This is a genomic window from Pseudomonas sp. NPDC078700 (genome assembly GCF_044542375.1).
Lineage (GTDB): Bacteria > Pseudomonadota > Gammaproteobacteria > Pseudomonadales > Pseudomonadaceae > Aquipseudomonas.
In genome coordinates, this window is record NZ_JBITUI010000001.1 from 93,320 (window position 1) to 119,434 (window position 26,115).

The window sequence follows — 26,115 nt, forward strand, 5'->3', positions numbered from 1 at the left end:
CAGTTTAGAGGCGCCTCTCGTATCCTTTGCCACGCATGCCCCGGAGCAAAAGGAACCAAAACGGAGCACAGCTCAAGCTGTATGCCCCATCCTGTAACCGCGTGCTGCTGGGAGATTAAATGGCTGGCCAAATAAAAACCCGCAGCCACCTGGTTAGGTGACGGCGGGTTTATTGGTGGCGGTTAGGACAGGTTAATTAGCGCTTAATGCTCAATCCGCGGCGCGTCTTCCTGCAATTTCTGCACATCACCGACCACCATATTGCCGGCCTGACCACCCCAGCTTTGGCGAAGATAATTAAGCAGATCGGTCAGTTGCTCATGGTTCAGTTTGTCGGCAAAGCCCGGCATCGGTTGCATGCGCTCGAAGCCGGTAAACTGCTGCTCACCAATCCCGTCTTCAATCACCCGCAACAAGTTACGCGGATCATCCAGTCGCAAGGTGGTATTGCCGCGCATGGCCACGGCGATGTGCGGTTTGCCCTCGCCATCTGGTGCGTGACAACCGGCGCAAACGTTAAGGTACTGCTGGCGGCCGTTTTGGGCACTTGGGCTGAGCTTGTCAAACGGCACTTCAGTCAGCGTTTTTGTCGCGGGTGGTTTATCACCGAGCAAGAATGTCGCCATCGCTGCAAGATCAGCGTCACTTAAGTATTGAGTGCTGTTGTGGAACACCGGGAACATCTCGTTAAACATCGTGCCTTGGGCGCTCATACCATGTTTGAGAAAAGTACTTAGATCTCGATGATTCCAGCCACGCTCGGCCAAGTCATTGGTCAACAAGCTCGGCGCTAAGTAGCCATTGAGCACACCACCGGTCAGGCGTTTGTCGAGCTCCATCGCACCGGTCTGGCTACGAGGCGTGTGACACTCGCCGCAATGACCGAGCACATCAACCATGTACTGGCCACGTTTCCAGGCTGCACTTTTGCCCTCTGCGGGTTGCAGTTGCAGATCCTTGGCGTAAACCATGTTCCAGGCGAGCAAACCCAGGCGCACATTGAAGGGAAAGCTCAAGCTGGTTTCTGGCCCATTGCGCTCAATCGGCTCGATGGTTTTCAGGTAGGCGTGAATCGCATCGGAGTCTTCACGGGGCATCAGGTGATATGAGGTATAGGGCATCGCCGGATACAGGTTGGCACCGTCGCGGCGTTTGCCTTCGGTGAGCGCCGCGAAAAACTCATCATCGCTGTACAGGCCAATCCCGTGTTCTTTGCTCGGGGTGATATTGGTGCCATAAATGGTGCCAAATGGCGAAACGATTGGCAGACCACCGGCATACGGCGCACCGCCAGGCGCTGTGTGACACGCCATGCAATCGGCTGCACGGGCAAGGTACTCGCCGTGCTGTACCTGATCATCGGCTTGGGCCATGGACAGTGATGCAGCCAGGCCGATCGCCAAGGTCAAACGGGCAAATATATGCGTCATGCTCAACCCTCCTTGACCAGACCAAGGTCGGTCAGCACATTGCGCGTGGCGCTGAAGTAGCGAACATAGCCTGTACAACGACAGATGTGATGACCAAGACTGTCCTCGATGACTTGTTCCAATTGGCTTTTTACCACCGGCTGGCGCTTGAGCGTCTCCACCAATACAGTGGCCGCATTGACGAAGCCTGGCGCGCAATAGCTGCACTGAAAGGCAAACTCATCCACAAAACGCTGTTGGATCGGGTTGAGTTCAGTCACCTTGCCCTGTTCATCACGGCTCGCATGACCTTCAATGGTCCGCACTTTTTTGCCTGCGAAGTAATGCGCGCCAGTGATACAGGTACGCACCTCTTCACAGGTGCCGTCGGGGTTATCAACGATCACCACGCAGGCATGGCAAATACCCTGGCCACAGCCCAGGCGCGAGCCAGTGAGGTTTTTGTATTCGTGCAGGTAATCGATCATCGGCAGGTCATCAGGGATGTCCGCCGAGTCGACGGCTTTACCGTTGAGGGTCAGTTGCAGAGGACGATTAGCCATTGAGGGCCTCCTTGATGCGCGCAGAAGTAATAGGCAGGTCGCGGATGCGTTTGCCAATGGCGTGGGTCACGGCATTACCGATAGCACCAACCACGGGAATCATCACCACCTCAGCAATGCCTTTGGATGGATCGCTGGGTGACAGGGGCGGCAAGATTTCCGCCGTCTGTTGCCACACCGCAACATGGCGCGACATCGGCAGTCGGTAACGGTTGAAGTTCCAGTCACCCTCTCCCGGCCCACCTTCATACAGCGGCATCTCCTCCATCAGCGCATGGCCAATCCCCATGGCGATTCCGCCTTCAAGCTGGCCTCTAACCAGCTCCTCCACCAGCACTCGTCCACACTCGACCCAGGAATGATGGTTCAGTACCTGCACCTCATTGGAGCCCTTGTTCACTTTCAGCTCAACCAGCGTCGCCACCGGGCTGTAGTAAGTCACTGCCGCGTTATTCAATTGAGTGTCGGGGTAGTGCACGTTCTGGCGGTCTAGTAGATGGAAGCCTGCGCTGTTCATTTGCGCCTTCTTCACACTGGCAGCGCCGTCACCGTACTTCACTGCGAGGCTATCGAGCGGTAACCGCTCACGTACACCATCGATGCTGAACTCGGCTTGCGCCCAGCTCCAGCGGTTAAAGCCGTGCACGGTTGCGCCGGTGACAAGACCTTGTTCATGGGCGTGTTTGGCCAATTGGGCAAAGCTCAGGGGTTGCATCCCATTGGCAGTCAGCTTGCCGTCAACCCAATGGGCATCTTCACGGCGTACCACGTAAGGATTGGCCTGCCCACCGTAAGGGCCTTGACCCCAGATCTGCAATGCCGCTGGCCATAATCCGTGGTTGAACAGCACGCGTGCCGCTTCACGGGTGGCGTGGCTAAAGTAGTAGGCGGAGTTAGTCGCCGACGACGCCGAAGCCAACTTGCCAACCCAGCGTGGGTTGCGTAAGAAGCTGTCCTGTTCGGCCTGACTCATGGTGTATGGGTTACCGCCCGACGTAAGCTGCAGTTCTGGCCACTCGGTTTCGCCCGTCTTCACGTCACTCGCAGGCATACCGAGAAAATCGGCCACGACCAACGCTTGAGACGTCGACATGCCGGTGCCAATTTCAATACCGATGTGACGCAGGCTGATGTGTCCATCAGCGGTGAACTCGATACTTGCCATCGGCGCTTCGGAGCCGGTGCCGAAGTCTTTCTGGCATATGGCGAAACCAACGCCGTACCAATGATCAGGATCTTGCGCTTCGCGTTGCTGCTTGAGTGCGTCGCGATTTTTCCAAACTTCGTGAGACGCCGCTTTGTCGAGAATTTCGTGCAGGCGCAAGGCACCAGCAGGCACCGCGCCTTGGGTGTTTTTCATGCCTGAGACCATGGCGTTTTTCTTGCGCAGATCAATGGCATCAATACCCAGTCGATCGGCAATTTCATCGACCATCATTTCGGTCGATGCCATGCTTTGCAGTGTGCCGTAACCACGCATCGAACCTGCTTCTACGCCACGCGAATGATAAGCCGTGACCTGCAGGTCGTTCTGCGGCATGTAGTAGATCGACTGTGCTGCGGTAGCGCCAACCGCCGCTACCGAAGGGCTATAGTTGGCTCGACCACCGCCATCGACAGTCATCTCTGCACGGAAGATCTTGAAGCTGTGGTCGGTTTTGTCCACTGCCAACTGGTAGCGAATATCGAATGGATGACGCTTGATCCCGCTCTGGAACTGCTCATAGCGGTCATTGGCCAGACGCACCGGCACACCAGCACCATACAACGCCGCCAGTGCTGCGTAGTAGACAAAGATATTGTGATCCTTGGAACCATAGCCGACGGTGTAACCCGGATGCATATTGAGCTTGGCTAACCCAAAACGCGACGGCGCGATCATCTTCGCGGTTTCAGTCGCCGCTTCATGTGGGCATTGAGTGGCGACTACAAAATGCAGGGTCTTGGTTGCCGGGTCAAACCAGCCATTGCCGTTGTCAGGCTCCATTGCGGCAGGCTCGATAGATGGCGTTTTGTAACGCTCATCAAACACCAGCCAATTATCCGGTGGGCTGTCGATCTGCTGCTTCATGCGCTCGGCATAAAACAACCCGCGCTCAGTCAGGTTACCGTGCAAATCTGGCTGGGAGTTCCACACCGGGCGACGGTTACGCAGCATCGGAAACAGGATCGAATCCTTGAGGCTGGCGAACTCGTCCTCATCGGCCGACGTGGCACCACCAACGCGCACGTAACGGAAACTGCCGTAGGGATCAGTTTCATATAACGGCGCTTTGGCACCGTACCGTATTGCCTTGTCATTGAACTTGAGCTTGGCTTTGGCCTGACGAAAACGCTCGAAATCGTTCCAGATCAGAATCGCCACCGGATGGCCAATAAACATCGGCACTTTACCAATCGGCAATAACGGGTCTGGCGCATGCTCTTCCGGGAAAACAATACCATCTTTGCTCAGGTCTTCAGCCGTGACGATGCGGTCTGGCTGCAACTGTGCGCCAAGCCATGACAGGTCCATGCCTGCATAGATATGGTCTGCTTTGATGGTTTTCAGGAGCATGGCGTGGCCTTGTTGCTCTGGCCAGCCGGGCATGTCTTTGGCGCGAATGTCGCGGGCGAAGACTTTACTGCCACACACTTTCGACAAGGCATCATTACGCGAACGAGCTTTACCGTTATTGCCGAGCCACTGCTCAGACGGCACTGTTACGCTGTTTTCCATCAGGGCCGCCATGGCCTTACTGCTCAGCGGCAAGAGCGTTACGCTCACACCCGCCACCAGCCCGCCCTGGAGGAACGAACGTCGGGATATATCACGGTTGGACATAAATCATCCTCTGGGCAGTTATCGGCCTGCCCTTTTGCTTATGTATTGCAAGCTTAGACGCTCAACACCGTGCTCTCAGACAAACAGGGCACTGAAGCGGCAACAAAACCTGACTTACCGGTTAGGTTATTGGGTTTCAGTCTGTGCGGCAAATAAACCGCTACAAAAACGCAAAAAAAGCCAATAACGCGGCTTACGGTTCTATGCCAGTCGGGTGAAGCAAGCGATGCCAGAGGCGCATCGCTGCTGGTGTATGCTGGGTCTTTGAAACAAACACCGGTATGACGCTGGCTGCATCGCTTTAACAGCCAGAGCTGCTGTCCTTAGCGACAAAACCCAATCACAAGGAGTCCTCTGCGTAATGCTGGACATCATTGCGGTATTTCTCTGCATCACGGCCGTACTCGCCTTTCTTAACCGCCGTTATGTAGGACTGCCGCCTGCTATCGGCGTCATGGGCATTGCACTGATATTGTCTTTGTTGAACATGACGTTCGATGCACTGGGCTTTCACACCCTGCACAAACTCGAGCAATCGCTGCTTGAGTCCATCGATTTTTCTGAACTGCTGATGCAGGGCATGCTGTCACTGCTTTTGTTCGCTGGCGCGCTTCACGTTAATTTGTCGCAACTGCGCGCCTATCGCTGGCAAGTTGCGTCTTTAGCGGTGGTGGGCACCACCTTGTCGACGCTGTTTATCGGCGTTGTGCTCTGGCAACTGTTATCGCTCACTGACCTGAAGCTGCCCTTTTCCTACTGCCTGGTTTTCGGTGCGCTTATCTCGCCAACCGACCCTATCGCAGTGATGGGCATCCTCAAATCTGCAGGAGCACCAAAAAGCGTCGAACTGGTAATTTCGGGAGAGTCACTGTTTAACGATGGCGTCAGTGTTGTGCTGTTTTCCCTGATTCTAGCGATGATCGCCAGCGGTGAAGCGCCATCGGTTTCTGGTGCATCACAACTCCTACTCAAAGAGACCGGCGGCGGCGCACTGCTCGGTGGATTGGTGGGCTATGTCACTTACCGGATGCTCAAGAGTATCGACAGCTACCAAGAGGAAGTGCTTATTACCCTCGCTGCTGTACTCGGCGCTTATGCCGTCGCAACTCACCTGCATATTTCCGGCCCGCTGGCGATGGTCGTGATGGGCTTGATTGTGGGCAATCAAGGGCGCTCCTGTGCGATGTCTGAACAGACAGAGAAGAACGTCGATATGTTTTGGGAGCTGATCGATGAAATACTCAACGCAGTGTTGTTTGTCTTGATCGGTTTAGAAGTGGTTCTGATCCAGTTTTCAAACTCACTTATTGTCACTGGCCTGATGATTATCCTGCTGACGTTGCTCTCGCGGTTGCTCACGGTGGGAGGCCCGATTGCATTGCTGGGTCAGCGCTTTAAATTGCCAAAAGGCTCATGGAGCATTGTCACTTGGGGCGGTTTGCGCGGCGGAATATCGGTAGCGCTGGCGCTGTCCTTACCGCCGGGTGAAGAGCGCGACATGGTGGTTTCGCTCACCTATTTAGTGGTGGTTTTTTCTATCTTGGTTCAGGGCATGACCATCGGCAAACTGGTCAAGCGGGTCATTCCCTGCTCTGACAGCACAAAGACTAATCCCTAACCGTTGAAAACTACTCGGCTGACAGCGTGGTAATCCGACTCACGCTAATTATCTGCCCATTCCAGACCATCTCGTAATGGGCGGCCTGGATGACGGAGCTGACAAGCCTTGGCGTCAGTAGCGCCCAACAAATATTGCCGGGCGAGCGTACCGAGTTGTAACGCAGGCCCGGGCAATTCTCACGCTTGGCTTGGTGCCCCAGTAACTGGGCATGACTGTAATCGTCCGGGGCGTAGATGGGGTCGGAAAGCGGCAGCACCGTTGCATCGCGCATCGCAGATTCTGAGAACCTACAGGCCAGTCCTCTAAAGACAAACCGCTCGTAGTTGAGCCCTTGCACCTTCGACCAATACTGGCCTTGATGATGACGCACTTCGGCAATGGCCACCTCCATGGTGTCGGCCACGTACAACACGCCAAAGCTACCGTTGCTAAAGCGTGACCCGGCGGGGTTTACGTGGGTAAAAGGTGCCGTTGCGTATGAACAGCCAGTGATACCGAATGGAATCTCAGTGCGCGCAATCAACTCCAGCCGCCCGAGTTCGTTCTGCAGCCTGGGATTGGTAATGGTCTGCAACTGGTAAATCGTGTCGAAATCCGCTGCATCGGCAACATCATCAAACAGTGCAATCGGCGGGAACTTGGAGTTGACCAAACGGTAACCCTGCAACCGCTTACCCACTAAAACAGCAAGGCTGTCGAGCATTACCACTGGGCACCGCGCAGCGTATCAATGCGCCGGAACGTCTCATACAGCGAGATCATGTCACCTTGAGCCATGACCTCCAGGGGCGCGCGCCCATTGAAGAACTCGTTATGGTTCTGCATCGAGACAAAACCGTAGACATTATCCGGGTTGTCGAACACCAGGCGCAGCGCTGCATGGATATTGAGCACCAAGCTGATGCGCTGCATTTGATCTGAATCCAAGCCAACGGACCACTCAGCGTCTTGTTGCTTGGCTCTTGTGTAGGTGCTACGCGAAATACGCAACACCCGACAAGCCTGGTCAGTCGTGGCCTGCCATTTGTCGAGGATCTTCAACGCGGCCCGTAGCCCAACCACACACTGGCTTTTGGAAAAATCTTGAGTCTGTATGACTGCGGACATATTGATCACCCCGCCAAAAATCTACAGACTCAAAAATAACAAAAATACATCCACAGAACAACAAGTGATTAATCAAATCAGCTTTAACCCGCTGCCTGAATGGCTGGAAACATCACCTGCGGGACCTCTCATCCGCTCCGTTGAGCGATCAGGAACAAGCGTGGAAATGGCAACAACACTGAGCCATCGGCGAGTGCTGTGTAAGCTTGGCTGATGCGCTCCAGGTATTGATCAATAAAGGCGCCCTGCTCTTGCTCCGTCAAGGGTGCCAAAAACGGGCGCAGCGCCGTGCCCTTGAACCATTCAACCACCGCCTGATGACCATCAGCCAGTGGGTGATAGTAGGTCGTACGCCATACATCAACGGAGCTGCAATGTGAGCTAAGCAGTTCATAGTAATAACTCGCCGAATGCCGTTGATTATGCTTTACCTCGCCAATCTTACCGGCCCAAGGGCCCTGCATCGCCACTTCTCGAGCGAGCACATGTGCAGGTTCATTCAAGTTGTCTGGCGTTTGTACCGCCAAGGTACCGCCGGGTAGCAACTGCTCAACCAAATGCGGATAGAGCGCAGCATGGTCCGGCAACCACTGCAGAGAAGCGTTGGCCAAGATCACATCAAACTTCTGTGCAGGCTGCCACGCAGCGATGTCCGCCAGCTCGAAATTAACCGCTGGCATACGCTGGCGCGCTTTAACCAGCATGTCCTCCGAGCTATCAAGCCCAGTGATACTGGCATCGACAAAGCGCTGTGCCAGCACCTCGGTAGAGTTACCGGGCCCACAGCCCAGATCGACAGCCCTGCGCACGTTGGTTGAGTCAATCGCAGCGACCAAGTCACGAACCGGCCGGGTTCGTTGCTGCTCGAAGAGTGAATACTGTTGTGCAGACCAGGTCATCGCGGCTTCCTTTTTCGGTGCGTACGGATGGCATAGATTACGCCTGCCGAGGCACTTCCCCAAAGGCCATCTAGAGCCCGCGCTGCCTCCCAATGTAAATATGGGTAATTTCAGAAGCGAATTAAACAACAACAAAATCCCGACATTGCCTGAGCCCGCTCTATAGCATTCGGTTGTTTGAGCCCTAAAACAGCAACCTTGGATGCCTGTCGCATTGCAGATATGCAGTCACGATTTCAAAACATAGTTTTTGTGATCAAAGGTGGGGTTGAGAACACTGCTCCCGCCTCTATGGCCAATTTAAACGCTGCCCAGTTAGATAATAGCCACGGCGATAAATCAATACTCACCCAAACAACTCATTGAAAGAAGCGGCTAGGCGCTTGCACCAGCTTAAAGACACAAATGGCGAAATTTTGATACTACACGTCGAGTTGACGGGAGCGTTGAAAGGCTGACGACGATTATTGTTTTCCCACACATGCAGGAAACAATAATCATGCTGCCGCTGATCAAAAGAATAGATAGTCACGTGCACTTTTACACCGCGGAAGATCTTTGCCGGGTCGAAGGCTCGTTGCCCTACACTTTTCCTGAACCGCATCCGCTTACCGCTTATTTGCAAAAGCTTACCGCTACAGGTGTTAGCCAAGCGGTACTCAACAATGTCCATCTAAGCATCCTGCCTGACTCTGAAAATGTGTTTGCCTCGTTTTTGGAACTCAACAAACTCCAAACAGAAAACCCCGAACGTTACGGCGACATAAAACTGGTCGGCACGATCATGGCAACACCTGATTACGCGACAGAGGAGCGCTTGGCCCATCCCCAAGTTGTTGGGGCTCGAATCGTACTTCACGACGCCAAGCCTGAAACGATTGGTGCAACGCGCTTTAGCGATGCGCAATGGGAGATGTTTTATTCCCGCCTGCATGCGCACCAGCATCTGCATATTTACGCCAAAGAAGCAGAAACAAACTTACGCGTGCTGCAACAGATTCCTGAGAATGTGCGGGTCGTTATCGACCATCTCGGCAGTTGCCATGCCGAGCGAGGGCCCACAGAACCCGCGTATCTGGCCTTACTTGCTGAAGCGAAAAAGCGCGGCAACGTGTGGTTCAAAGGCCCAGGCTACCGCACCTCTTCCAGCCCTGAAGTAACGGCCCGCTTCGTTGAGCAAATTATTTACAGCGTCGGACCGGAGAAGCTTCTCCTGGAAGCAACCGATGCCCCTCATGTGGGCACCGATAACAACGGTGTTCCCTATAGCGAATTGTTCGATTTAGCCAAAGCTTTCAGCTTTGTTGATGCCGTTGCACAGCATGTTTCTACACAAACCCAAATTCCTGTTGACCAGCTTCTTCGTGGAGCTTCTGGCCAATTGGTAGGTTGACCCACGCCCACCCCGAACGTTGAGAACTCAAACAATGACTGACATTACTACAAAAGAAATAAACTTTGCCGTCCAGTACGGGGACGAAATGCTGAATCTGAAAGGAACAGTATTTGAACCTGGCAATATCGATGCAGCCGCTCAAAAGCTGCCGCCCGTAATCTTCAACTCGGGCTTCACCGGTGGTGTATCCATGTATGGCCAACTTTTCGGCCGCGCACTTGCAGAGCGCGGTTACCGAGTGATGACCTACGACGTAGCAGGCTTCTTTACCAACAAAGAAGTGCGCAACACCGCTAAGCGTGGCGATATTGTAATCACCAACGTCAGCCTCGAAGATCAGAAAGATGAAGTGCTTGGCGCCGTTGCCTGGGCACGCAAGAATTTTGGCGAGATGCCTGTGGTTGCCTCTTGGGCAATGGGCTCAGCAGCTAGCCTGGGTGCAGTGGTTGAACTGGCGGCAGCAGGCGCTGAGCAGATCCGTTTCTGGGTGCCGATGAGCTATACAAAAATCCGCAACCTGCAAACATTGCGCGCAGACCAAGATTCAGCTGACGCCGCCATATCCCAGCTCGATGGAGATACCCCTATCGCTCCGTTCGATACGGGCACCGCTGCAACCAAGCTGGGCTATTATCCCCTTGATACAGACACCCAAGCCTATGTTGACCAGCAATTGGGCGGTTACACCGAGGCAGGTGGCGTTGACCGTTGGCCGGGTTGCAGCCATGTAACGGCAAAGTCCTACACCTCTTATGTAGCCTATGACCCTGAACAATCTATTGAGGGTGCAACCGGTTTCCCGCCTGCCCTGATTATTCACGGCGCTGACAACACCCTGCACATGCCTTCTGAGTCTGCTCGCTTGCACCGCAACTACCCGGGCGATGCTGGCCCAAGCGCTCTGATAATGCCGAATATGCAACACGGCCAGCAGAATCAAGCTGATAGTCCAGTGTTCAAGTCGATGATTCAGAACATTGATGAGGCCATTCGCGCACGCGCTTAATCGCGCCGCCATTATCCTGCGAGATCCCGACTCGGCGATCTCGCAGCGATTTAAATCCTGGCGCTGACTCTCCAAGCGGCCCCCCCGCTACCGCCCCTTTGCGACACGCCTACCATTCGCTGAACAAAAACCTTGTCTAGCCGAGCGCATATCCAAGCTCTAAGATAGAGCCTGCAAGGTCATGGCTACCGAAAGCTGGGCCACTCAAAGCAAGGGTCAGCGATGACAAGCCCTGTTCAACCAACAGAGCCAGACAACAGGTATGCAACCAAGCGAATTGGTCTGCTTATTTTGCCTAAATTTTCCATGATGGCCCTCGCTGGAGCGAGTGAGCCTTTGAGGGCGGCGAATCGTTTATCTGGTAAGACGCTTTACGAATGGACACTGCTCTCTGAGTCCGGTGGTCAGGTTAGTTCCAGCAGTGGGTTCGAAATTCAAACCTTACCGATTGACCAGGCACCTGAGGTTGAACGCGTCTTTGTGCTGGCAAGCCTCGATATTGAGAATCAAAACCCACCAAAAATGCTGCGATTTTTACAACGTACAGCTGGCGGAGGAAAAACAGTTGGGGCGCTGAGTACGGGCACTTTCATTCTTGCTCGCGCGGGGTTGCTCGACGGAAAACGCTGCACTCTGCACTGGGAATCCATTGGCCAATTCGCCGAAGAGTTCCCCAATATTGAGGTCACCAGAGAGCTGTATGTAAACCACGAAAATCGATGGACCTGTGCAGGTGGCACAGCGGCGATCGACCTCATGCTGGCCCAAGTATCACTTGATTTTGGCAAGCAGCTCGCCGCCAGCATTGCAGAGCAATTTTTACACGCACGAATCAGAGCCCCTGAAGAACACCAAAGAATGTCTATCCAATGGCGCTTTGGAATTCATGATAAACGGCTAACCGCCGCAATTGCCTTTATGGAAAACAACCTAGAGAACATTGTCGGCATCGAAGATATTGCAGGCAGGTGCAACCTTTCACACCGCCAGTTAGAGCGTCTATGGCACCAACACTTTGGCATGACACCCAAGAAATTCTATCTTGAGCTTAGGCTTAATGAAGCGCGTCGCCTTTTACGTGAAAGCACCCAGCCCATTGCCTCAATCGCCTACAGCTGTGGATTTGTTTCAGCCTCTCACCTCGGTGCTGCATACCGTCGCACCTGGAGCTGCACCCCAGGTGAGGAGCGGCGAAAATTTGATGACGAGCATTCCTGATCACCTTTCCCAAGCGCGTCTTCAGCCAGCGACCCACCTCAATATGCGTTCCCCAAACCGACGATTTCTCCGACAATTGCCGCAGCCTATGCGCAAGTATAGCCCTAGGTGAACCAGGGCTTGTGCAACCCTGCACCCGATACATCCGTAACAGTTCACCTAGCTGTGAAAGACCTGACGTCGATTTTTTGATAAAAATCGTCGAACTCAAGACTCAGACTCGACTCTAGAGCGATGTATGGTTCAGTACAAATCCAGCGCGAACCTCCAGATGCGCAGCTGGCAAAAAATAACAATTAAGATAAAGGCAGAATAACCATGGAAACCCTGAGTTTCATTCTGGAAAACGGTAAGCTTATCGGCTTGCTACTCGGGCAGCACCTTCTCATCGTTGCAATAGCTGTTGGGTTGGCGATTCTGACCGGTGTGCCTATCGGTATAGTGATTTCTCAGCGGCCCAAATTAGGTCGCTGGGTTCTGGCGTTTGCCGCTGTCTTGATGACCATTCCCTCGACCGCACTTTTCGGACTCATGATTCCGGCTTTATCGGTAATCGGATACGGGATTGGCGTCGTCCCGGCGGTGATTGCGCTGTTTCTGTATTCACAGCTGCCGATTATCCGCAACACCACCACGGCCATTTCCAACCTCGATCCGGCGCTGCGTGAGGCTGCTGTTGGGATGGGTATGTCAACCTGGCAACGGCTGTGCAAAGTTGAACTTCCGATTGCCGTTCCGCTGATTATGGCGGGCATCAGAATGGCAACAGTGATCAATATAGGTATCGCGGCAATCGCCGCTTATATCGGAGCAGGTGGTTTGGGCAGCCTGATTATTCGAGGCATCGCTCAATCGGATAATCGCCAGTTGCTGGCAGGTGCCATCATCATCAGCATCATTGCGATTTTGGCCGATTACGCGCTCTACGCCCTGCAACGCCTCTTGACGCCCACGGGCCTGAATAAGAACAAAGTGACCTCTGGCCAACTGAAGGAAGCCACGACGTGATCCAGATCGAAAACCTCAACAAACAGTTTGGCTCAATCACTGCCGTTGAAGATGTCTCTTTCAGCGTTGCAGAAGGGCAAATTTGCGTACTGCTCGGACCGTCTGGCTGCGGCAAAACCACAACGCTGAAAATGATCAACCGGTTGATCACGCCCACGTCGGGAACAATCAAAATTGGTGGCCGCGACACCTCCGAACTGGACAGCGTAACCCTTAAGCGCTCCATCGGTTACGTCATCCAGCAAGTAGGCTTGTTCCCCAATATGACGGTGGAGGAAAACATCTGCGTCGTACCCAATCTATTGGGATGGGATAAGACCAAAAGCCGCAAGCGCGCTGCTGAGCTATTGGAAGTGGTGGCTTTGGATCCGTCCAAGTTTTTGAAACGCTACCCGTGCGAATTGTCAGGCGGTCAGCAACAACGTATTGGGGTTGCACGCGCCTTGGCAGCTGACCCGCCAGTGATGCTGATGGATGAACCCTTTGGTGCGATCGACCCGATCAACAGGGACGTGATTCAAGATGAGTTCATGCGCATCCAGCGCCAAGTCGGCAAGACGGTGCTCTTCGTCAGCCACGATATCGACGAAGCAGTAAAGATGGCCGACTGCGTTGCCCTGTTTAATCACGGGAAAATCGAACAGTTTGGTAGTTCTGACGATCTTCTGGCCCGACCGAAAAGTGAGTTCGTTGCAAACTTCATGGGCGGCGACAGAATAATGAAGCGCTTGTGTCTTTTGCGAGCGGCTGATGTGGCCTCCCAAATTCCTCCACGCGAGCAAATGCAGGTCGTGGGAGGTGACACGCACGTCTCGGTGCATTCGCAGTTGGTGGTAAAACCTGGAGATGATCTGCGTCAGGTTCTCTCGCAACTGCTGGGTCGTGGCCAAGATTGGGCGCTGTGCAATGATGGCGCGGGACGCTTTATCGGTTACGTTCACCAGCGTGACATTCTGGCCAAGCTTGTTGAAAACATCACACCGGTGGTGGACTGACCATGCCTGACTTAATGATCAGCCTCTGGGAGGGTTTCCAGTTTTACTGGGACGATATCTGCTACCTGACTGCCCAGCATCTTCAAATCGTTGCTGTTAGTGGGCTGTTAGCATTGCTTGTTGCGCTGCCACTGGGCGTCTGGATGAGCCGCCCTGCCAATCAGCGTTACGCCATGATGAGTATGCAAGTTCTCAACGTGGGACAGGCGATACCCAAGCTCGCACTTTTGGCTTTAGCGATGAGCCTGATAGGCATCGGCAGTGGCGCAGCCATCTTCGGCTTATGGGTCGCAACATTGCTACCGGTAGTTGTAAACACCTACGAAGGCTTACGCACGGTGCCGCCGCACCTAGTCGAAGCGGCTGAAGCCATGGGTATGACACCCAGAGAAACCCTTTGGAAAGTTGAACTACCCAATGCCATGAATGTGATTTTTGCCGGCATTCGTACGGCGCTGGCCATCAATGTGGGTACTGCTCCGCTTGCCTTCTTAGTGGGCGGCGGCGGATTGGGCGAACTGATATTTACCGGTATCGATTTGAATGATTTCGGAATGATGTTTACCGGGGCCGTACTAACCGCCGGCCTAGCCATCATCGTCGACTTAAGTTTTGGTGTCATCCAGCGGTTGACGGTATCACGCGGCTTAAGACTGTCCGGTCGCCATTGATTGACCCAGAACCCAAATAATAAATATTCACAATAGGTGCATGATGAATCTTCGAATGCTAACCCGCTTGATACTTACAACCTGCCTAGTAGTCGGTGTATTTAGCAATGCATCTGCGACGACTAAAGTTGTGGTCGGTGGAAAGAAGTTTACCGAGCAACAGCTTGTTGCCGAAATGACCTCCCAATTACTCAAGGCCAATGGATACGAGGTCAATAAGCGCTCAGACCTCGGCTCATCCGTCTTGCGCGCTGCGCAAGAAAATGGCCAAGTCGACGTGTATTGGGAGTACACAGGCACGTCGCTGGTTATTTATAACAAAATCAAAGAGCGTCTTAACGCCGACGAAACCTATAAGAAAATTAGCGAGCTGGATGCCCCAAAAGGTATCACGTGGCTAAACCCTTCTAAGGCCAACAACACCTATGCATTTGCGATGCGCAAGGATGAGGCTGAGAAAGCGGGTATTGTCTCAATCAGCGACTTGGCGAAGAAAGTCAACGCCGGTGAAGCCTATAAATTCGCCTCTAATGCTGAGTTCTACTCCCGGCCAGATGGCTTACGCCCGTTGCAGAAAATGTACGGCTTCAAATTTGAGCGCAAGAGCATCATCCGTATGGATGGTGGACTGACCTATCAAGCACTAAAGGATGGGCAAGTCGATATTGCCTTAGTTTTATCGACTGATGGACGCATTCCAGCCTTCGGATTTGTTGCGCTTAAAGACGATAAAGACTTCTTCCCAAGCTATGCACTGACTCCCGTCATTCGCACCGAAGTTCTTGCCAACAACCCAAAAATCGGCGAGCTGCTTAATGCACTGTCATCAAAACTGAATGATGAAACCATTACCAATCTTAACTCTAGGGTCGATGTAGGCCGTGAGTCGATTGAAGATGTCGCCAAGGAATTCTTACGCAATAACCAGTTGCTCAACTAACGCCCCTATCTTGTTCGCTCACACGGCTTAACAGGCACCTCTTGACGGCATAGCCAACCAAGGGGTGCCTGCGATCAGCAGCGCTTAATCCTTCTGATGGTTCAATCATTTGGACCTCACAACACGTCTAATCCCAATCTGCCTCAGACAGCTCGCAAAAACGTGAAACTAAATCGGGGTCACACAGGTTTGTGTTCTCCCGTGAACAACCTTCAAGAGAAGTCCTGCAATGATCGCCCAGTTGCCTTCAGTTACGCCCGCGCCACCGTATTCTGAATTTCTTGATGAGCTGCGAGCCAAAGGCTTTCGCGGTCATATCAGCGCCGACTATGCGATCCGCACCGTGCTGGCAACTGACAACTCGATATACCAGCGCTTGCCAAATGCGGTGGTGTTTCCTCTGGATGCAGAGGATGTTGCCTGCATTGCTAGGTTGATGTCCGAAGTTCGATTTCGTCAAATAGCACTAACTCCTCGTGGTGGCGGTACCGGAACCAACGGCCAATCACTCACCGATGGCATTGTGGTCGACATGTCGCGGCATATGAATAACATTTTGGAAATCAATGCGACTGAGCGCTGGGTGCGCGTTCAGGCAGGCGTAGTCAAGGACCAACTCAATGCAGCGTTAAAGGCCCATGGGCTGTTTTTCGCCCCGGAGCTGTCGACATCCAATCGCGCCACCATTGGTGGCATGATCAATACCGATGCCAGCGGCCAAGGCAGCTGCAGCTATGGCAAAACCCGTGATCATGTGCTGGAACTGCACACCGTGTTGCTCGGTGGCGAACCTTTACACAGTCAACCACTGGCTGATGATGATCTAGACACAGCCTGTGCCCTGCCCGGCCGTATTGGTGGGGTGTATCGCACCGCACGGCAGATACAGGAAACTCAAGCGGATGTGATTAGCTCAGTGTTTCCTAGGTTAAACCGATGCTTGACCGGTTACGACTTGGCGCATCTGCGTGATGAGCATGGGCGCTTCGATCTCAATAGCGTGCTGTGCGGCTCGGAGGGCTCATTGGGCTATATCGTTGAGGCCAAACTCAATGTGTTGCCGATCCCAAAATATTCGGTCTTAGTCAACATTCGCTACAACAGCTTTATGCACGCCCTGCGCGATGCCAACGCGTTATTGGTTCATAAACCTTTATCCATTGAAACCGTAGATTCAAAAGTGCTGTTACTTGCGATGAACGATATCGTCTGGCACAGCATCGCCGAGTATTTTCCTTCCGACACTGAAAACCCAGTCTTAGGTATTAACCTAGTTGAGTTCAGCGGAGAAGATAAAGCGCAAGTGGACGCACAGGTGGCGCAATTTGTTTATCACTTGCAGGCCGACAAAAGCATTGAGCGGCTTGGCCATACGCTAGCTGAAGGGCGCGAGGCCGTGACCCGTGTGTACGCTATGCGAAAGCGTGCTGTTGGGCTGCTGGGTAATGTCGAAGGAGAGGCTCGCCCACAGCCTTTTGTCGAAGACACCGCCGTGCCACCGGAGCAGTTGGCTGACTACATCACGGAGCTGCGCGCATTACTGGACAGCCATGGCTTGGACTACGGAATGTTCGGCCATGTCGATGCAGGGGTCTTGCATGTACGCCCGGCACTGGACATGAAAGACCACGCTCAGGCTGCTTTGATTAAACCCATTTCTGACGCAGTGGCCGAACTGACACAGCGCTACGGTGGCCTGTTGTGGGGCGAACACGGCAAAGGGTTGCGTTCCGAATACGTGCCTGAATTCTTTGGCCAGCTATACCCGGCGCTGCAGTCGATCAAGGCTGCCTTCGACCCCTACAACCAACTCAATCCCGGTAAAATCTGCGCACCAGTGGATGCTGTTCAAGGGTTGTTTAAAGTCGACGAGGTCATGCTGCGCGGCGATCTGGATCGACAAATTGATGAACGGGTCTGGCAAAGCTTTGGCTCTGCTGTGTACTGCAACGGCAATGGCGCTTGTTATAACTTTGACCCCGACGATGCAATGTGCCCGTCATGGAAGGTGACGCGAGAACGCCAACATTCACCCAAGGGCAGAGCATCACTGATTCGTGAGTGGTTGCGTCTACAAGGTGCTGCCGATATTGATGTATTGCACGTAGCCAGAAGTAAACTGGCTTGGCTGCAAAAGCTGCCTACCCGGTTGCGTAACAATTTCGCCCGCAGGCGTGGCGAGGTGGATTTCTCCCACGAGGTTTACGATGCGATGGCTCGCTGCCTAGCATGTAAATCTTGTGCAGGACAATGCCCTATCAAGGTCAATGTGCCGGAATTTCGCTCACGCTTTCTGGAGCTCTACCACAGTCGCTATCAGCGACCCGCCCGCGATTACTTGATCGGCTCCCTAGAATTCACCATCCCTTACATGGCGTATGCGCCGCGGCTTTATAACAGTGTGATGGGTTCAAAATGGGTCGGTCACTTACTTAAGCAACATATTGGCATCCAAGACAGTCCACTGATCAGTCGCTATAACCTGCAGCGTGTACTCACTCGGTGCGAGGTCGAAATAGCCAGTGCGGCCAACCTTCGATCACTCACCCCAGCTCAGCGTGAGCGCAGTGTTGTACTGGTTCAGGATGCCTTCACTCGCTACTTTGAAACTCCTTTGCTGGCGTCCTTTATCCAGTTGGCTTACCAGTTAGGCTTTCGCGTTTTTCTGGCCCCCTACAGCCCTAACGGTAAACCGCTTCATGTGCAGGGCTTTCTCGGCGCATTCGCCAAGGCAGCAATCCGTAACGCGGGACAACTCAAAGCTTTAGCGGACTGCAACGTACCGCTGGTTGGCCTAGACCCCGCAATGACCCTAGTTTATCGCCAGGAATATCAGAAGGTCGAAGGCCTCAAAGCCTGTCCGAACGTCTTGCTGCCTCAGGAGTGGCTGGTCGATGTACTACCGGAGAACCCCTGCCCTAGCCCACAAGAGTTCCGCTTGTTGGCCCACTGCACTGAAAAAACTAATGTTCCTGTGAGTACCACACAATGGCAAACCGTATTTGCGCGCCTTGGGCTTGTATTAAACCTTGAGGCGACCGGCTGCTGTGGCATGTCGGGCACCTATGGCCATGAGGCGCAAAACCAGGAAACTTCACGGGCCATTTTTGAGCAATCATGGGCGTCTAAATTAGACGCGCCAAGTGAAGCCTTGGCGACAGGTTACTCCTGCCGAAGCCAGGTAAAACGGATGGCTCAAAAACAGCTACGCCATCCATTGGAGGTTGTACTTGAGCACGCTTGGCAATGTAAGGCGTGATGACTTACTGCGGACAAGACACTCGTTTTAGCAGCTGAAATTGGCAGCGTTCCCCCTACAACCCGCGCTGCCATTCTTGACGCAAATGTGCCTGCTGTGGCCGTTCAATTGCTTCGCGAACCTGCGCCAGCAAGCGTTGCTTATCGGCCCCTAAGTTGCCTTTGAGCACGAGATAGTTCGAGGCGTGATCACTGCGAAACACCGTGTTGCTGAGTTCAAGACCTTGGAGTAATCGTTCGATCTCAACAAAAAGTTGCGGTTGAGTCAGTTGTTCAAAATCATCAAACCCACGACGCAAGCGTGCTTCACCCTGAGGAAAGCTGACGACCAAGGTTGAAAGAAACTCTGGCTGCGCAGCATTCATCAGCCGGGCCGAGTTATCGGCATGTTGTTCACTCAAGACCCTGCCACCCAAACCGTTAAGGATCATCACGGAACGGGTGATGCCCGCCTCGCCGAGCTTTTCCAGTGCGCTAAGGCTGGACGCATAGGTCTCACCTTTGTTTATGCGCGCCAAAACTTCATCATCGCCAGACTCACAGCCCACATACGCCATACCCAAGCCAGCGTCTGCCAGCTCTTTGAGCTCTGCGACTGATTTCTTGCGCAGGTTACGCGGCAAGCAATAACTCGATACCCGATTCACATCAGGCATATGCTCACGAATTGCGTTGAGAATATTCAGCAAACGCCGCGTCGGCAGGACCAAGGCATCACCATCTGCCAAAAATACCCGCTGAACAATCAACTGCTCACCCGCCTTCCGGATCTCCTCAAGTACCTGCGCCTCATCGCGGGCACGGAATTTTTTCTGTGGCTGAGTGTACATTTCACAGAAGGTACAGTTATTCCACGAACAGCCGTTAGTGACCGGCAGGATCAGCGAATGCGCCTCACTGGGCGGTCGAAAGACGGGCTCGATATAGTCGATAGGAAATTCAGCAGCCATTAAGGTATCACTCAGATTCAATCAGTTAGATCACTTGAAAACCCGCACCAAGAGGCACAGAACAACTGGGTGCAGCACTCCAGTGAAACCTCAATTGCATGATCGCTCGAAATGATGCGCACTCTGGCCAGATCCGGCTAGGCATAACCGTAAGTGAAGTTGTAATCGGCGAGAACTGGCCTCAGCAAATGCGTTGCGCAGTGCTATCGGCCAGTGGCCTTGCAGCTAAAAACTTAACTACCTTGGTTGTCGCCATCGCGTTTGCGCTTGTTACCCATGCGTACGCCGATATCCATCAGGAACTGGAAGAACCCCTCCTGATCCTCCAGAACATTGCTCCAGAAAGGCGAGTGATACAGCGCGACAGCGCCGTGTACCAAAGCCCAAGCGGCGCAATAGTGGAAGTATGGCGGCACGTCTTCGAGCTTGCCTTCGGCAATCCGGCCCTTGATTAACAAGGTCAGACGCTCGAAGTTGGACGCACGGATTTTGTGCAACTGCTCGACCATTTCAGGAACTTGATTGCCCTTGACCACCTTTTCTTCAAGACGGTCAAACAGACGATAACGCTGTGGGTCGCGCATACGGAACTCGAAGTAGGCACGTGACAGGGCTTCCTGGTCACGGTCCACATCGGCCGAGTGCAGCAGTTCATTCAAATCACGCTCGTAGTCGAGCATCAGGCGCAGATAGATCTCTGCCTTGGATTTGAAGTGTTTGTAGATGGTGCCTTTACCTATCCCTACTGCGTCGGCGATCATCTCGACAGTCACACTGTCTTCGCCTTGCTCAAGGAATAGTTTTAGCGAGGTATCGAGAATTTCTTGCTCGCGGCGGCGAAACTCACGGACCTTACGGGGTTCTTTCTGCATAAAGGGACTAAGTGGTCAAAATCGAAGCCGACTATTATGCCTCAATAGCGCCAAATTGCACGGATCATCGGACTATGAACGCACTTCGTTACGAGTTTGAGCAACTTTCTGCGATCAACTACCTTAATCATGCAGCCATTTCGCCATGGCCACAGCGCACTGTAGATGCGGTAAATCGCTTCTCCAACGAGAACGCAAGGCTGGGAGCGCGCAACTATTCTGACTGGCTGGCCACAGAGCACTTATTACGCGAACGCCTGGCCCGTATGGTCAACGCGCCCTCGACCGACGACATCGCCTTAGTCAAAAACACCTCGCAAGCCCTCTCATACGTCGCCTTTGGACTGGATTGGCAGCCCGGCGATCAAGTGATTATCAGCGACGAAGAGTTTCCTTCAAATAAAATTGTCTGGGAGGCGTTAAGTTCGCAAGGGGTTGAGGTAAAACAGGTGAGCTTGACCAATGGCGACCCTGAAGCCGCTTTGCTCAGCGCCTGCGGCCCGCGAACACGACTGCTTTCAATCAGCGCAGTGCAGTTTGCCAGCGGTTTGCGCCTCAACCTGCAGCGCCTCGGACACGGCTGTAAGCAACTCGGCGTGTTGTTCTGTGTCGATGCTATCCAGCAAATAGGTGCCCTGCCCTTTGATGTTCAAGCCAGTGAATGTGATTTCGCCATGGCTGATGGGCATAAATGGATGCTCGGGCCCGAGGGTCTTGGTCTGTTCTATTGCCGAAGCGAATTGCGTGAGCAGCTTAAGCTTCACGAATATGGCTGGCACATGCTTGAACACGCCGGTGACTACTCGCGCACCGATTGGCAACCCGCTAAGAGCGCCGTGCGCTTTGAATCAGGCAGCCCCAACATGCTCGGAGCTATGGCGCTTGAGGCCAGCCTGTCGCTACTTGAAGAGGTCGGCATGGTTGCAGTGGGTAACGCACTCGAAGAGCGCGTGCTAGAGCTGACCACAGAGCTGGGGCAGACGGCCGGGGTTAACCTGCACAGCCCGCTAAACCCGGAGCGGCGAGCAGGAATCATCAATTTCACCCTCGACGGCTGGGATACCCAGGCGTTGTTTGAGCACCTCAAGCAAAACAACCTAGTGTGCGCGCGGCGCGGCAAGGGTATTCGCCTCTCCCCGCACTTTTATACAGCGCCACAGGTTATTGAGTCGACTTTGCGCCTGATACGCCAGGCCAGTAGCGGCTGAGAACTGAGCAGTAGGTCGGGTATTCCAAATACGTTTAAGAACCGGCTGGACGATCCGAAAAGTTGACCAATACTCATAGGTACTGGTGAGGCATCTCCCCCCAAGTGACTCGCCAGCCAAGATACCGTGGACCGCGTATCTTGATTACTCCTAATGGTCTTAACCCGGATTCATCCCCCAGAACCCGGGTTTTTTTTGCCTGCTGTTTAGCCAGTCACTGGTAGACTCGTCAGCGTACCCGCGCCAACGGGAAAAGCCGCTTGAAGTTGTTCGAGGTCTGTTCGGCCAACTGCTCATAACTGACGCCGCGTAATACTGCCAGATACTCGGTTACGTCACGCACGTACTCAGGCAGGTTCGGTTTGCCGCGATGAGGGACAGGCGCTAGATAAGGCGAGTCGGTCTCAACCAGCAAGCGATCGACTGGCACTTGGCGTGCAACTTCACGCAGCGCATCTGCATTGCGAAACGTGACGATACCCGACAGTGAGATATAGAAACCCAAGTCCAATGCCGCCTTGGCCATGTCCCAGTCTTCGGTGAAACAATGCAGCACGCCTGCCTGCGGCAATGCCGCCTCGCGCAATAGCTGCAAGGTATCGGCGCGAGCACCGCGCGTGTGCACGATTACTGGCTTGGCAGTGGCCTGAGCGGCTTCAAGGTGCAAACGAAAGGATGCCTGCTGCAGTTCAGCAGCTTCTGGCTCGTAGTGATAATCAAGCCCGGTTTCCCCAATGGCGACCACCCGTGGATGCTCAAGCTCAGCGAGCAGCCAATCCATCGCAGGCGTTGCGCCCGGCTCAAGGTCCAGCGGGTGCACGCCTACCGAGCAATCAACATCTTCGTAGCGCTCGGCCAGCCCTTTGACGGCAGCGGCGTTATCAGCGCTCACGCCGATGCACAGGAAATGCCCAACGCCACGGGCTCGCGCAGCATCAAGCGCGGCATCAAGCGAACCGTTATGAGCGCCTAGGTCTAATCGGTCGAGGTGGCAGTGCGAGTCAATCAACATAAAAAACCAGTAATCTTCAGCAAATAAAGTGAATGCAAAAGGCCGCAATCAATGCGGCCTTTTGCGTTATAGCATGTGGGAAAGTCCACTTACATGGTGTGCGTCGGACGGTCAGATTTAAGTGCGCCAGCCAAGTAGGTTTCGATTTTGTTGCGGGCGGTGTTGTCACCATCATTGAACTGCACGCCAACACCTGCCGCACGGTTGCCCTGCGCGCCTTTTGGGGTGATCCAGATGACCTTGCCGGCAACTGGAATTTTCTCAGGCTCATCCATCAGGTTGAGCAACATAAACACTTCATCACCCAGCTTGTAGCTTTTGTTGGTCGGGATAAACAACCCGCCATTTTTGATAAAAGGCATGTAAGCGGCATAGAGCACGGATTTGTCTTTGATGGTCAAAGACAAGATTCCATTACGCGGGCCCAGGTTAGGTGGCAAGCTCATGCGGCATTCCTGATTTCTAATACTTAGTGGGCGATTCTAGCCCGGTCCGGGCAAACTTGCCCACTGTACCAATAAGGCTTCGAGAAGCAGAACACGGTTAAGGTTAGCTTTAGCAATGACTTTCTGTCGCTGAAGCAAAATCCAGTCCTGCATTTTTATCACATTGGCCTGTGAACTTTTATCGGCCAAATACTGAACAACTTTACGCATATCAGCCTGACCCAGCCCTTGTTCATCTTGGGTCAGTTGATAGCGCAGCATCAATTGTGACCAATCATAAAACCAGTCAAACAACAGCTGCAAAGGCACAGCATTCCAACTTTCGGCCAAGGGGCTGGCAGCCATCTGCTGCTTGAGTAGTTTTTTAACACCCTCAACCACTTGGGCTCGCTGCTCGCGTACGCCCTGCTCTTGCATGCGCAACGCCACCAGAGGTGAACCCGCAGCCAGGCACAGTAGCTCAGCACGCTCTTCTGCGCTGTTTTCAGGCAAGGCAGTGGCTAGCCATTGCAGACTCGCAGCCTCACTCGGCAGCGGGCAAGCCTGCTGCACGCAGCGGCTTTTAACGGTTGGAAGCAAACGGCTTGGCTGATGACTGATCATCAAAATAACAGTATCGCCAGAAGGTTCTTCAAGACTCTTCAATAAGGCATTGGCCGCATTGAGATTCATCGACTCGGCCGGTTCGACCAGCACCACTTTACGGCCACCGAGTTGGGCAGTTTGCACCAGAAAATTAACCAAAGTACGAACCTGATCGACCTTAATCGGCTTGTCGAATTCTTCAGGCTCAAGCACCGCCGAATCAGGATGGGTACCCGCCGCCAACAAGTGGCAAGACTTACAGTCACCGCAAGCATCGAGGCCTTGCGGACGCTGACACAACAAACGCCCGCGCAGGCGTTCAGCCAGTGCCCGCTTGCCAATACCCGGCGCACCATGGAGCAAATACGCATGGGCGTGTTGCGTGCGCCCGGCCAGTTGCTGCCACAGCTGGTCTTGCCAAGGATAGGCCTCAGCCACGGCACAACTCCACGATACTAGGCAGCAAGTCATCCAGTGAGCGCTGAACCTGCTCTAGGGATTGCGCGGCATCAACGATGCAGTAACGCTGCGGGTCGGCCTGAGCACGCGCAAGATACGTCTGGCGCACGGCATTAAAGAAGTTGACGCCCTCTTGCTCAAAGCGATCAAGCCGACCACGCGCCGCAGCACGGGACAACCCCACCTCGATTGGCAGATCAAAAATCAAGGTTAAATCAGGCCGCAGGTCACCTTGGACAAAGTTTTCCAATTCACTGATACGCGCTTCAGACAAACCACGGCCGCCGCCTTGGTAGGCATAAGTCGCATCCGTAAAGCGGTCACACAACACCACGCAGCCTCGCGCCAGAGCAGGTGCAATCACTTGGGCGATGTGTTGAGCGCGAGCAGCAAACACCAACAGCAATTCAGTGTCGGCCGCCATCGGCTCATCATTGGGTGCCAGCAGCAACTCACGCACCCGCTCAGCCAATGGCGTACCGCCAGGCTCACGGCTCAATACGACCTCAAAACCTTGGGCTTCGAGCTTCGCGGCCAAGTAGTCGCGATTAGTGCTCTTGCCTGCGCCTTCCGGGCCTTCAAGGGTGATAAACAAACCGCTCACTGATTGTCCTTTTGATCATTGATTGGAACCGGCGCAGGGCTTGAGCGGTAATCCGCCCGCCGCTTGAGCTGATACTCGCGTACCGCTTTGTTATGCGCCTCAAGGGAGTTGGAGAATACATGGCTACCGTCACCTCGGGCGACGAAATACAAACTTTTGCCCGGCGCTGGATGCAGCGCCGCATGAATGGCCTCACGCCCTACCAGTGAAATTGGCGTCGGCGGCATTCCATCAATCGTGTAGGTGTTATACGGCGTCGGCTCGCGCAAGTCGGCACGGGTAATGCGCCCGGTGTAGCGCTCCCCCATGCCGTAGATGACGGTAGGATCAGTCTGCAGCCGCATGCCCACCGCCAGTCGACGGATAAAGACCCCTGCGATCTGATCACGCTCCTCTGGCACACCGGTTTCTTTTTCGATCATCGACGCCATGATCAATGCGTCATATGACGTTTTGTAAGGGAGGTTCTCAGCGCGCCCCTGCCATTCCTCATCAAGTACTTTGAGCAGGCGGGTATGGGCCTGTTTGAGCAATTCATAATCAGTCATGCCGCGAACATAGCGGTAGGTATCGGGGAAGAAACGCCCTTCCGGATTGATACCCGGCTCACCGAGCTGCTCCATCAGCTGCTCATCAGTGATATCACTCAAGGTCAGTTGCAACGCATCCTGACGAGCCAGCGCTTGACGCACTTGACGAAAATTCCAGCCTTCAACCAGTGTCAGGCTGTACTGCACCACTTCGCCGCGACGCCATAGACCAATCATGTCCCGCACAGACTGGCCTGGCATCAGCCGGTATTCACCGCTATGCAAGGGTTCGTCACGCAGATTGAAGCGCCAATACAGGCGCAGCCAAAAGGCTTTATCGATCACACCTTCGCGCTCTAGCTGATTGAGCACCCCCCCGGGGGTTGCGCCTTTAGGCACCTCGATCAAGCGCTCTTGGCTGAGCTGAAGCGGTTGCTGCAAGGCTTCGTGTTGTTGCCAGGCCGCCAGACCAAATGTCAGGCCAGCCAGCACCACACAGACTTCAAGGAACAGCAGTAGTTTGCGTATCACGAA

At 53.8% G+C, this 26,115-nt stretch carries 23 protein-coding genes; 10 read left to right on the forward strand and 13 right to left on the reverse strand.

What is annotated here, in order from left to right; all coding sequences use genetic code 11:
• Positions 1 to 203 precede the first annotated feature (203 nt).
• From ACIGCM_RS00430 to ACIGCM_RS00440, 3 genes are read right to left on the reverse strand one after another with little or no spacing between them, the layout of a single operon-like run.
• Positions 204 to 1,430, reverse strand: coding sequence for a c-type cytochrome (locus ACIGCM_RS00430; RefSeq protein ID WP_397500088.1), 1,227 nt, complete (start codon positions 1,428 to 1,430; stop codon positions 204 to 206).
• A gap of 2 nt (positions 1,431 to 1,432) precedes the next feature.
• The gene (locus ACIGCM_RS00435) at positions 1,433 to 1,972 is read right to left on the reverse strand and encodes a (2Fe-2S)-binding protein (protein ID WP_397500089.1); all 540 of its coding nucleotides are present in this window, start codon (positions 1,970 to 1,972) and stop codon (positions 1,433 to 1,435) included.
• On the reverse strand, positions 1,965 to 4,796 hold the full coding sequence (locus ACIGCM_RS00440; protein ID WP_397500090.1) for a xanthine dehydrogenase family protein molybdopterin-binding subunit: 2,832 nt from the start codon (positions 4,794 to 4,796) through the stop codon (positions 1,965 to 1,967). Before ACIGCM_RS00440 ends, ACIGCM_RS00435 begins: the two co-directional genes overlap by 8 nt.
• A 361-nt stretch (positions 4,797 to 5,157) precedes the next feature.
• On the opposite strand from ACIGCM_RS00440, the gene ACIGCM_RS00445 reads away from it, so the two are divergent.
• Positions 5,158 to 6,414, forward strand: coding sequence for a cation:proton antiporter (locus tag ACIGCM_RS00445; RefSeq protein WP_397500091.1), 1,257 nt, complete (start codon positions 5,158 to 5,160; stop codon positions 6,412 to 6,414).
• 10 nt (positions 6,415 to 6,424) lie between these two features.
• Here the strand turns inward: ACIGCM_RS00445 and ACIGCM_RS00450 are convergent, their stop codons facing one another.
• From ACIGCM_RS00450 to tam, 3 genes are all read right to left on the reverse strand, one after another.
• The gene (locus tag ACIGCM_RS00450) at positions 6,425 to 7,120 is read right to left on the reverse strand and encodes an RES family NAD+ phosphorylase (RefSeq protein WP_397500092.1); all 696 of its coding nucleotides are present in this window, start codon (positions 7,118 to 7,120) and stop codon (positions 6,425 to 6,427) included.
• Positions 7,120 to 7,524, reverse strand: a complete 405-nt coding sequence (locus ACIGCM_RS00455) for an antitoxin Xre-like helix-turn-helix domain-containing protein (RefSeq protein ID WP_397500093.1) — start codon at positions 7,522 to 7,524, stop codon at positions 7,120 to 7,122. The genes ACIGCM_RS00450 and ACIGCM_RS00455 overlap by 1 nt, the downstream gene beginning before the upstream one ends.
• Positions 7,525 to 7,652: 128 nt before the next feature.
• Positions 7,653 to 8,423, reverse strand: a complete 771-nt coding sequence (gene tam / locus ACIGCM_RS00460) for a trans-aconitate 2-methyltransferase (RefSeq protein WP_397500094.1) — start codon at positions 8,421 to 8,423, stop codon at positions 7,653 to 7,655.
• Between the two features lie 499 nt (positions 8,424 to 8,922).
• Between tam and ACIGCM_RS00465 the strand changes: the two genes are divergently transcribed.
• From ACIGCM_RS00465 to ACIGCM_RS00500, 8 genes are all read left to right on the forward strand, one after another.
• Entirely contained in the window at positions 8,923 to 9,816 is an 894-nt protein-coding gene (locus ACIGCM_RS00465) for an amidohydrolase family protein (RefSeq protein ID WP_397500095.1), read from the forward strand.
• Positions 9,817 to 9,904: 88 nt separating this feature from the next.
• Positions 9,905 to 10,825, forward strand: coding sequence for an alpha/beta hydrolase (locus ACIGCM_RS00470; RefSeq protein WP_397500096.1), 921 nt, complete (start codon positions 9,905 to 9,907; stop codon positions 10,823 to 10,825).
• Between the two features lie 222 nt (positions 10,826 to 11,047).
• Complete coding sequence (locus ACIGCM_RS00475) at positions 11,048 to 12,043, forward strand: GlxA family transcriptional regulator (RefSeq protein ID WP_397500097.1); 996 nt, start codon at positions 11,048 to 11,050, stop codon at positions 12,041 to 12,043.
• 318 nt (positions 12,044 to 12,361) lie between these two features.
• A complete protein-coding gene (locus ACIGCM_RS00480) occupies positions 12,362 to 13,051 on the forward strand; it encodes an ABC transporter permease (RefSeq protein ID WP_397500098.1) in 690 nt (229 codons plus the stop codon).
• On the forward strand, positions 13,048 to 14,046 hold the full coding sequence (locus ACIGCM_RS00485) for an ABC transporter ATP-binding protein (RefSeq protein WP_397500099.1): 999 nt from the start codon (positions 13,048 to 13,050) through the stop codon (positions 14,044 to 14,046). Before ACIGCM_RS00480 ends, ACIGCM_RS00485 begins: the two co-directional genes overlap by 4 nt.
• 2 nt (positions 14,047 to 14,048) lie before the next feature.
• Positions 14,049 to 14,717 (forward strand): ABC transporter permease, encoded by a 669-nt coding sequence (locus ACIGCM_RS00490; RefSeq protein WP_397500100.1) that lies wholly within the window; start codon positions 14,049 to 14,051, stop codon positions 14,715 to 14,717.
• Between the two features lie 55 nt (positions 14,718 to 14,772).
• The gene (locus ACIGCM_RS00495) at positions 14,773 to 15,657 is read left to right on the forward strand and encodes a glycine betaine ABC transporter substrate-binding protein (protein WP_397500101.1); all 885 of its coding nucleotides are present in this window, start codon (positions 14,773 to 14,775) and stop codon (positions 15,655 to 15,657) included.
• A gap of 229 nt (positions 15,658 to 15,886) precedes the next feature.
• Positions 15,887 to 18,916, forward strand: a complete 3,030-nt coding sequence (locus ACIGCM_RS00500) for an FAD-binding and (Fe-S)-binding domain-containing protein (RefSeq protein WP_397500102.1) — start codon at positions 15,887 to 15,889, stop codon at positions 18,914 to 18,916.
• 55 nt (positions 18,917 to 18,971) lie between these two features.
• Here ACIGCM_RS00500 and ACIGCM_RS00505 read toward each other — a convergent pair whose 3' ends face one another.
• A complete protein-coding gene (locus ACIGCM_RS00505) occupies positions 18,972 to 19,865 on the reverse strand; it encodes a radical SAM protein (RefSeq protein ID WP_397500103.1) in 894 nt (297 codons plus the stop codon).
• Positions 19,866 to 20,098: 233 nt separating this feature from the next.
• Entirely contained in the window at positions 20,099 to 20,737 is a 639-nt protein-coding gene (locus tag ACIGCM_RS00510) for a TetR/AcrR family transcriptional regulator (protein WP_397500104.1), read from the reverse strand.
• A 74-nt stretch (positions 20,738 to 20,811) separates the two neighbouring features.
• Between ACIGCM_RS00510 and ACIGCM_RS00515 the strand changes: the two genes are divergently transcribed.
• On the forward strand, positions 20,812 to 21,945 hold the full coding sequence (locus ACIGCM_RS00515; RefSeq protein WP_397500105.1) for an aminotransferase class V-fold PLP-dependent enzyme: 1,134 nt from the start codon (positions 20,812 to 20,814) through the stop codon (positions 21,943 to 21,945).
• A gap of 229 nt (positions 21,946 to 22,174) precedes the next feature.
• Here ACIGCM_RS00515 and ACIGCM_RS00520 read toward each other — a convergent pair whose 3' ends face one another.
• The 5 genes from ACIGCM_RS00520 to mltG all read right to left on the reverse strand — a co-directional run bounded on the left by ACIGCM_RS00520 (position 22,175) and on the right by mltG (position 26,112).
• The gene (locus ACIGCM_RS00520) at positions 22,175 to 22,957 is read right to left on the reverse strand and encodes a TatD family hydrolase (protein ID WP_397500106.1); all 783 of its coding nucleotides are present in this window, start codon (positions 22,955 to 22,957) and stop codon (positions 22,175 to 22,177) included.
• Between the two features lie 89 nt (positions 22,958 to 23,046).
• Positions 23,047 to 23,403, reverse strand: a complete 357-nt coding sequence (locus tag ACIGCM_RS00525) for a PilZ domain-containing protein (protein ID WP_339485455.1) — start codon at positions 23,401 to 23,403, stop codon at positions 23,047 to 23,049.
• A gap of 36 nt (positions 23,404 to 23,439) precedes the next feature.
• A complete protein-coding gene (locus ACIGCM_RS00530) occupies positions 23,440 to 24,426 on the reverse strand; it encodes a DNA polymerase III subunit delta' (protein WP_397500107.1) in 987 nt (328 codons plus the stop codon).
• Positions 24,419 to 25,051: a dTMP kinase gene (gene tmk, locus ACIGCM_RS00535; RefSeq protein WP_397500108.1), complete on the reverse strand. Its 633-nt coding sequence runs from the start codon at positions 25,049 to 25,051 to the stop codon at positions 24,419 to 24,421. The genes ACIGCM_RS00530 and tmk overlap by 8 nt, the downstream gene beginning before the upstream one ends.
• Positions 25,048 to 26,112, reverse strand: coding sequence for an endolytic transglycosylase MltG (gene mltG / locus ACIGCM_RS00540; protein WP_397500109.1), 1,065 nt, complete (start codon positions 26,110 to 26,112; stop codon positions 25,048 to 25,050). Before mltG ends, tmk begins: the two co-directional genes overlap by 4 nt.
• Between the last annotated feature and the right edge of the window lie 3 nt (positions 26,113 to 26,115).

What these genes read in the sequence shown, in the direction of transcription:
- ACIGCM_RS00430 (WP_397500088.1), bottom strand. Translation starts at nt 1,430, where the DNA reads ATGACGCATATATTTGCCCGTTTGACCTTGGCGATCGGCCTGGCTGCA.
- ACIGCM_RS00435 (WP_397500089.1), bottom strand. Translation starts at nt 1,972, where the DNA reads ATGGCTAATCGTCCTCTGCAACTGACCCTCAACGGTAAAGCCGTCGAC.
- ACIGCM_RS00440 (WP_397500090.1), bottom strand. Translation starts at nt 4,796, where the DNA reads ATGTCCAACCGTGATATATCCCGACGTTCGTTCCTCCAGGGCGGGCTG.
- ACIGCM_RS00445 (WP_397500091.1), top strand. Translation starts at nt 5,158, where the DNA reads ATGCTGGACATCATTGCGGTATTTCTCTGCATCACGGCCGTACTCGCC.
- ACIGCM_RS00450 (WP_397500092.1), bottom strand. Translation starts at nt 7,120, where the DNA reads ATGCTCGACAGCCTTGCTGTTTTAGTGGGTAAGCGGTTGCAGGGTTAC.
- ACIGCM_RS00455 (WP_397500093.1), bottom strand. Translation starts at nt 7,524, where the DNA reads ATGTCCGCAGTCATACAGACTCAAGATTTTTCCAAAAGCCAGTGTGTG.
- tam (WP_397500094.1), bottom strand. Translation starts at nt 8,423, where the DNA reads ATGACCTGGTCTGCACAACAGTATTCACTCTTCGAGCAGCAACGAACC.
- ACIGCM_RS00465 (WP_397500095.1), top strand. Translation starts at nt 8,923, where the DNA reads ATGCTGCCGCTGATCAAAAGAATAGATAGTCACGTGCACTTTTACACC.
- ACIGCM_RS00470 (WP_397500096.1), top strand. Translation starts at nt 9,905, where the DNA reads ATGCTGAATCTGAAAGGAACAGTATTTGAACCTGGCAATATCGATGCA.
- ACIGCM_RS00475 (WP_397500097.1), top strand. Translation starts at nt 11,048, where the DNA reads ATGACAAGCCCTGTTCAACCAACAGAGCCAGACAACAGGTATGCAACC.
- ACIGCM_RS00480 (WP_397500098.1), top strand. Translation starts at nt 12,362, where the DNA reads ATGGAAACCCTGAGTTTCATTCTGGAAAACGGTAAGCTTATCGGCTTG.
- ACIGCM_RS00490 (WP_397500100.1), top strand. Translation starts at nt 14,049, where the DNA reads ATGCCTGACTTAATGATCAGCCTCTGGGAGGGTTTCCAGTTTTACTGG.
- ACIGCM_RS00495 (WP_397500101.1), top strand. Translation starts at nt 14,773, where the DNA reads ATGCTAACCCGCTTGATACTTACAACCTGCCTAGTAGTCGGTGTATTT.
- ACIGCM_RS00500 (WP_397500102.1), top strand. Translation starts at nt 15,887, where the DNA reads ATGATCGCCCAGTTGCCTTCAGTTACGCCCGCGCCACCGTATTCTGAA.
- ACIGCM_RS00505 (WP_397500103.1), bottom strand. Translation starts at nt 19,865, where the DNA reads ATGGCTGCTGAATTTCCTATCGACTATATCGAGCCCGTCTTTCGACCG.
- ACIGCM_RS00510 (WP_397500104.1), bottom strand. Translation starts at nt 20,737, where the DNA reads ATGCAGAAAGAACCCCGTAAGGTCCGTGAGTTTCGCCGCCGCGAGCAA.
- ACIGCM_RS00515 (WP_397500105.1), top strand. Translation starts at nt 20,812, where the DNA reads ATGAACGCACTTCGTTACGAGTTTGAGCAACTTTCTGCGATCAACTAC.
- ACIGCM_RS00520 (WP_397500106.1), bottom strand. Translation starts at nt 22,957, where the DNA reads ATGTTGATTGACTCGCACTGCCACCTCGACCGATTAGACCTAGGCGCT.
- ACIGCM_RS00525 (WP_339485455.1), bottom strand. Translation starts at nt 23,403, where the DNA reads ATGAGCTTGCCACCTAACCTGGGCCCGCGTAATGGAATCTTGTCTTTG.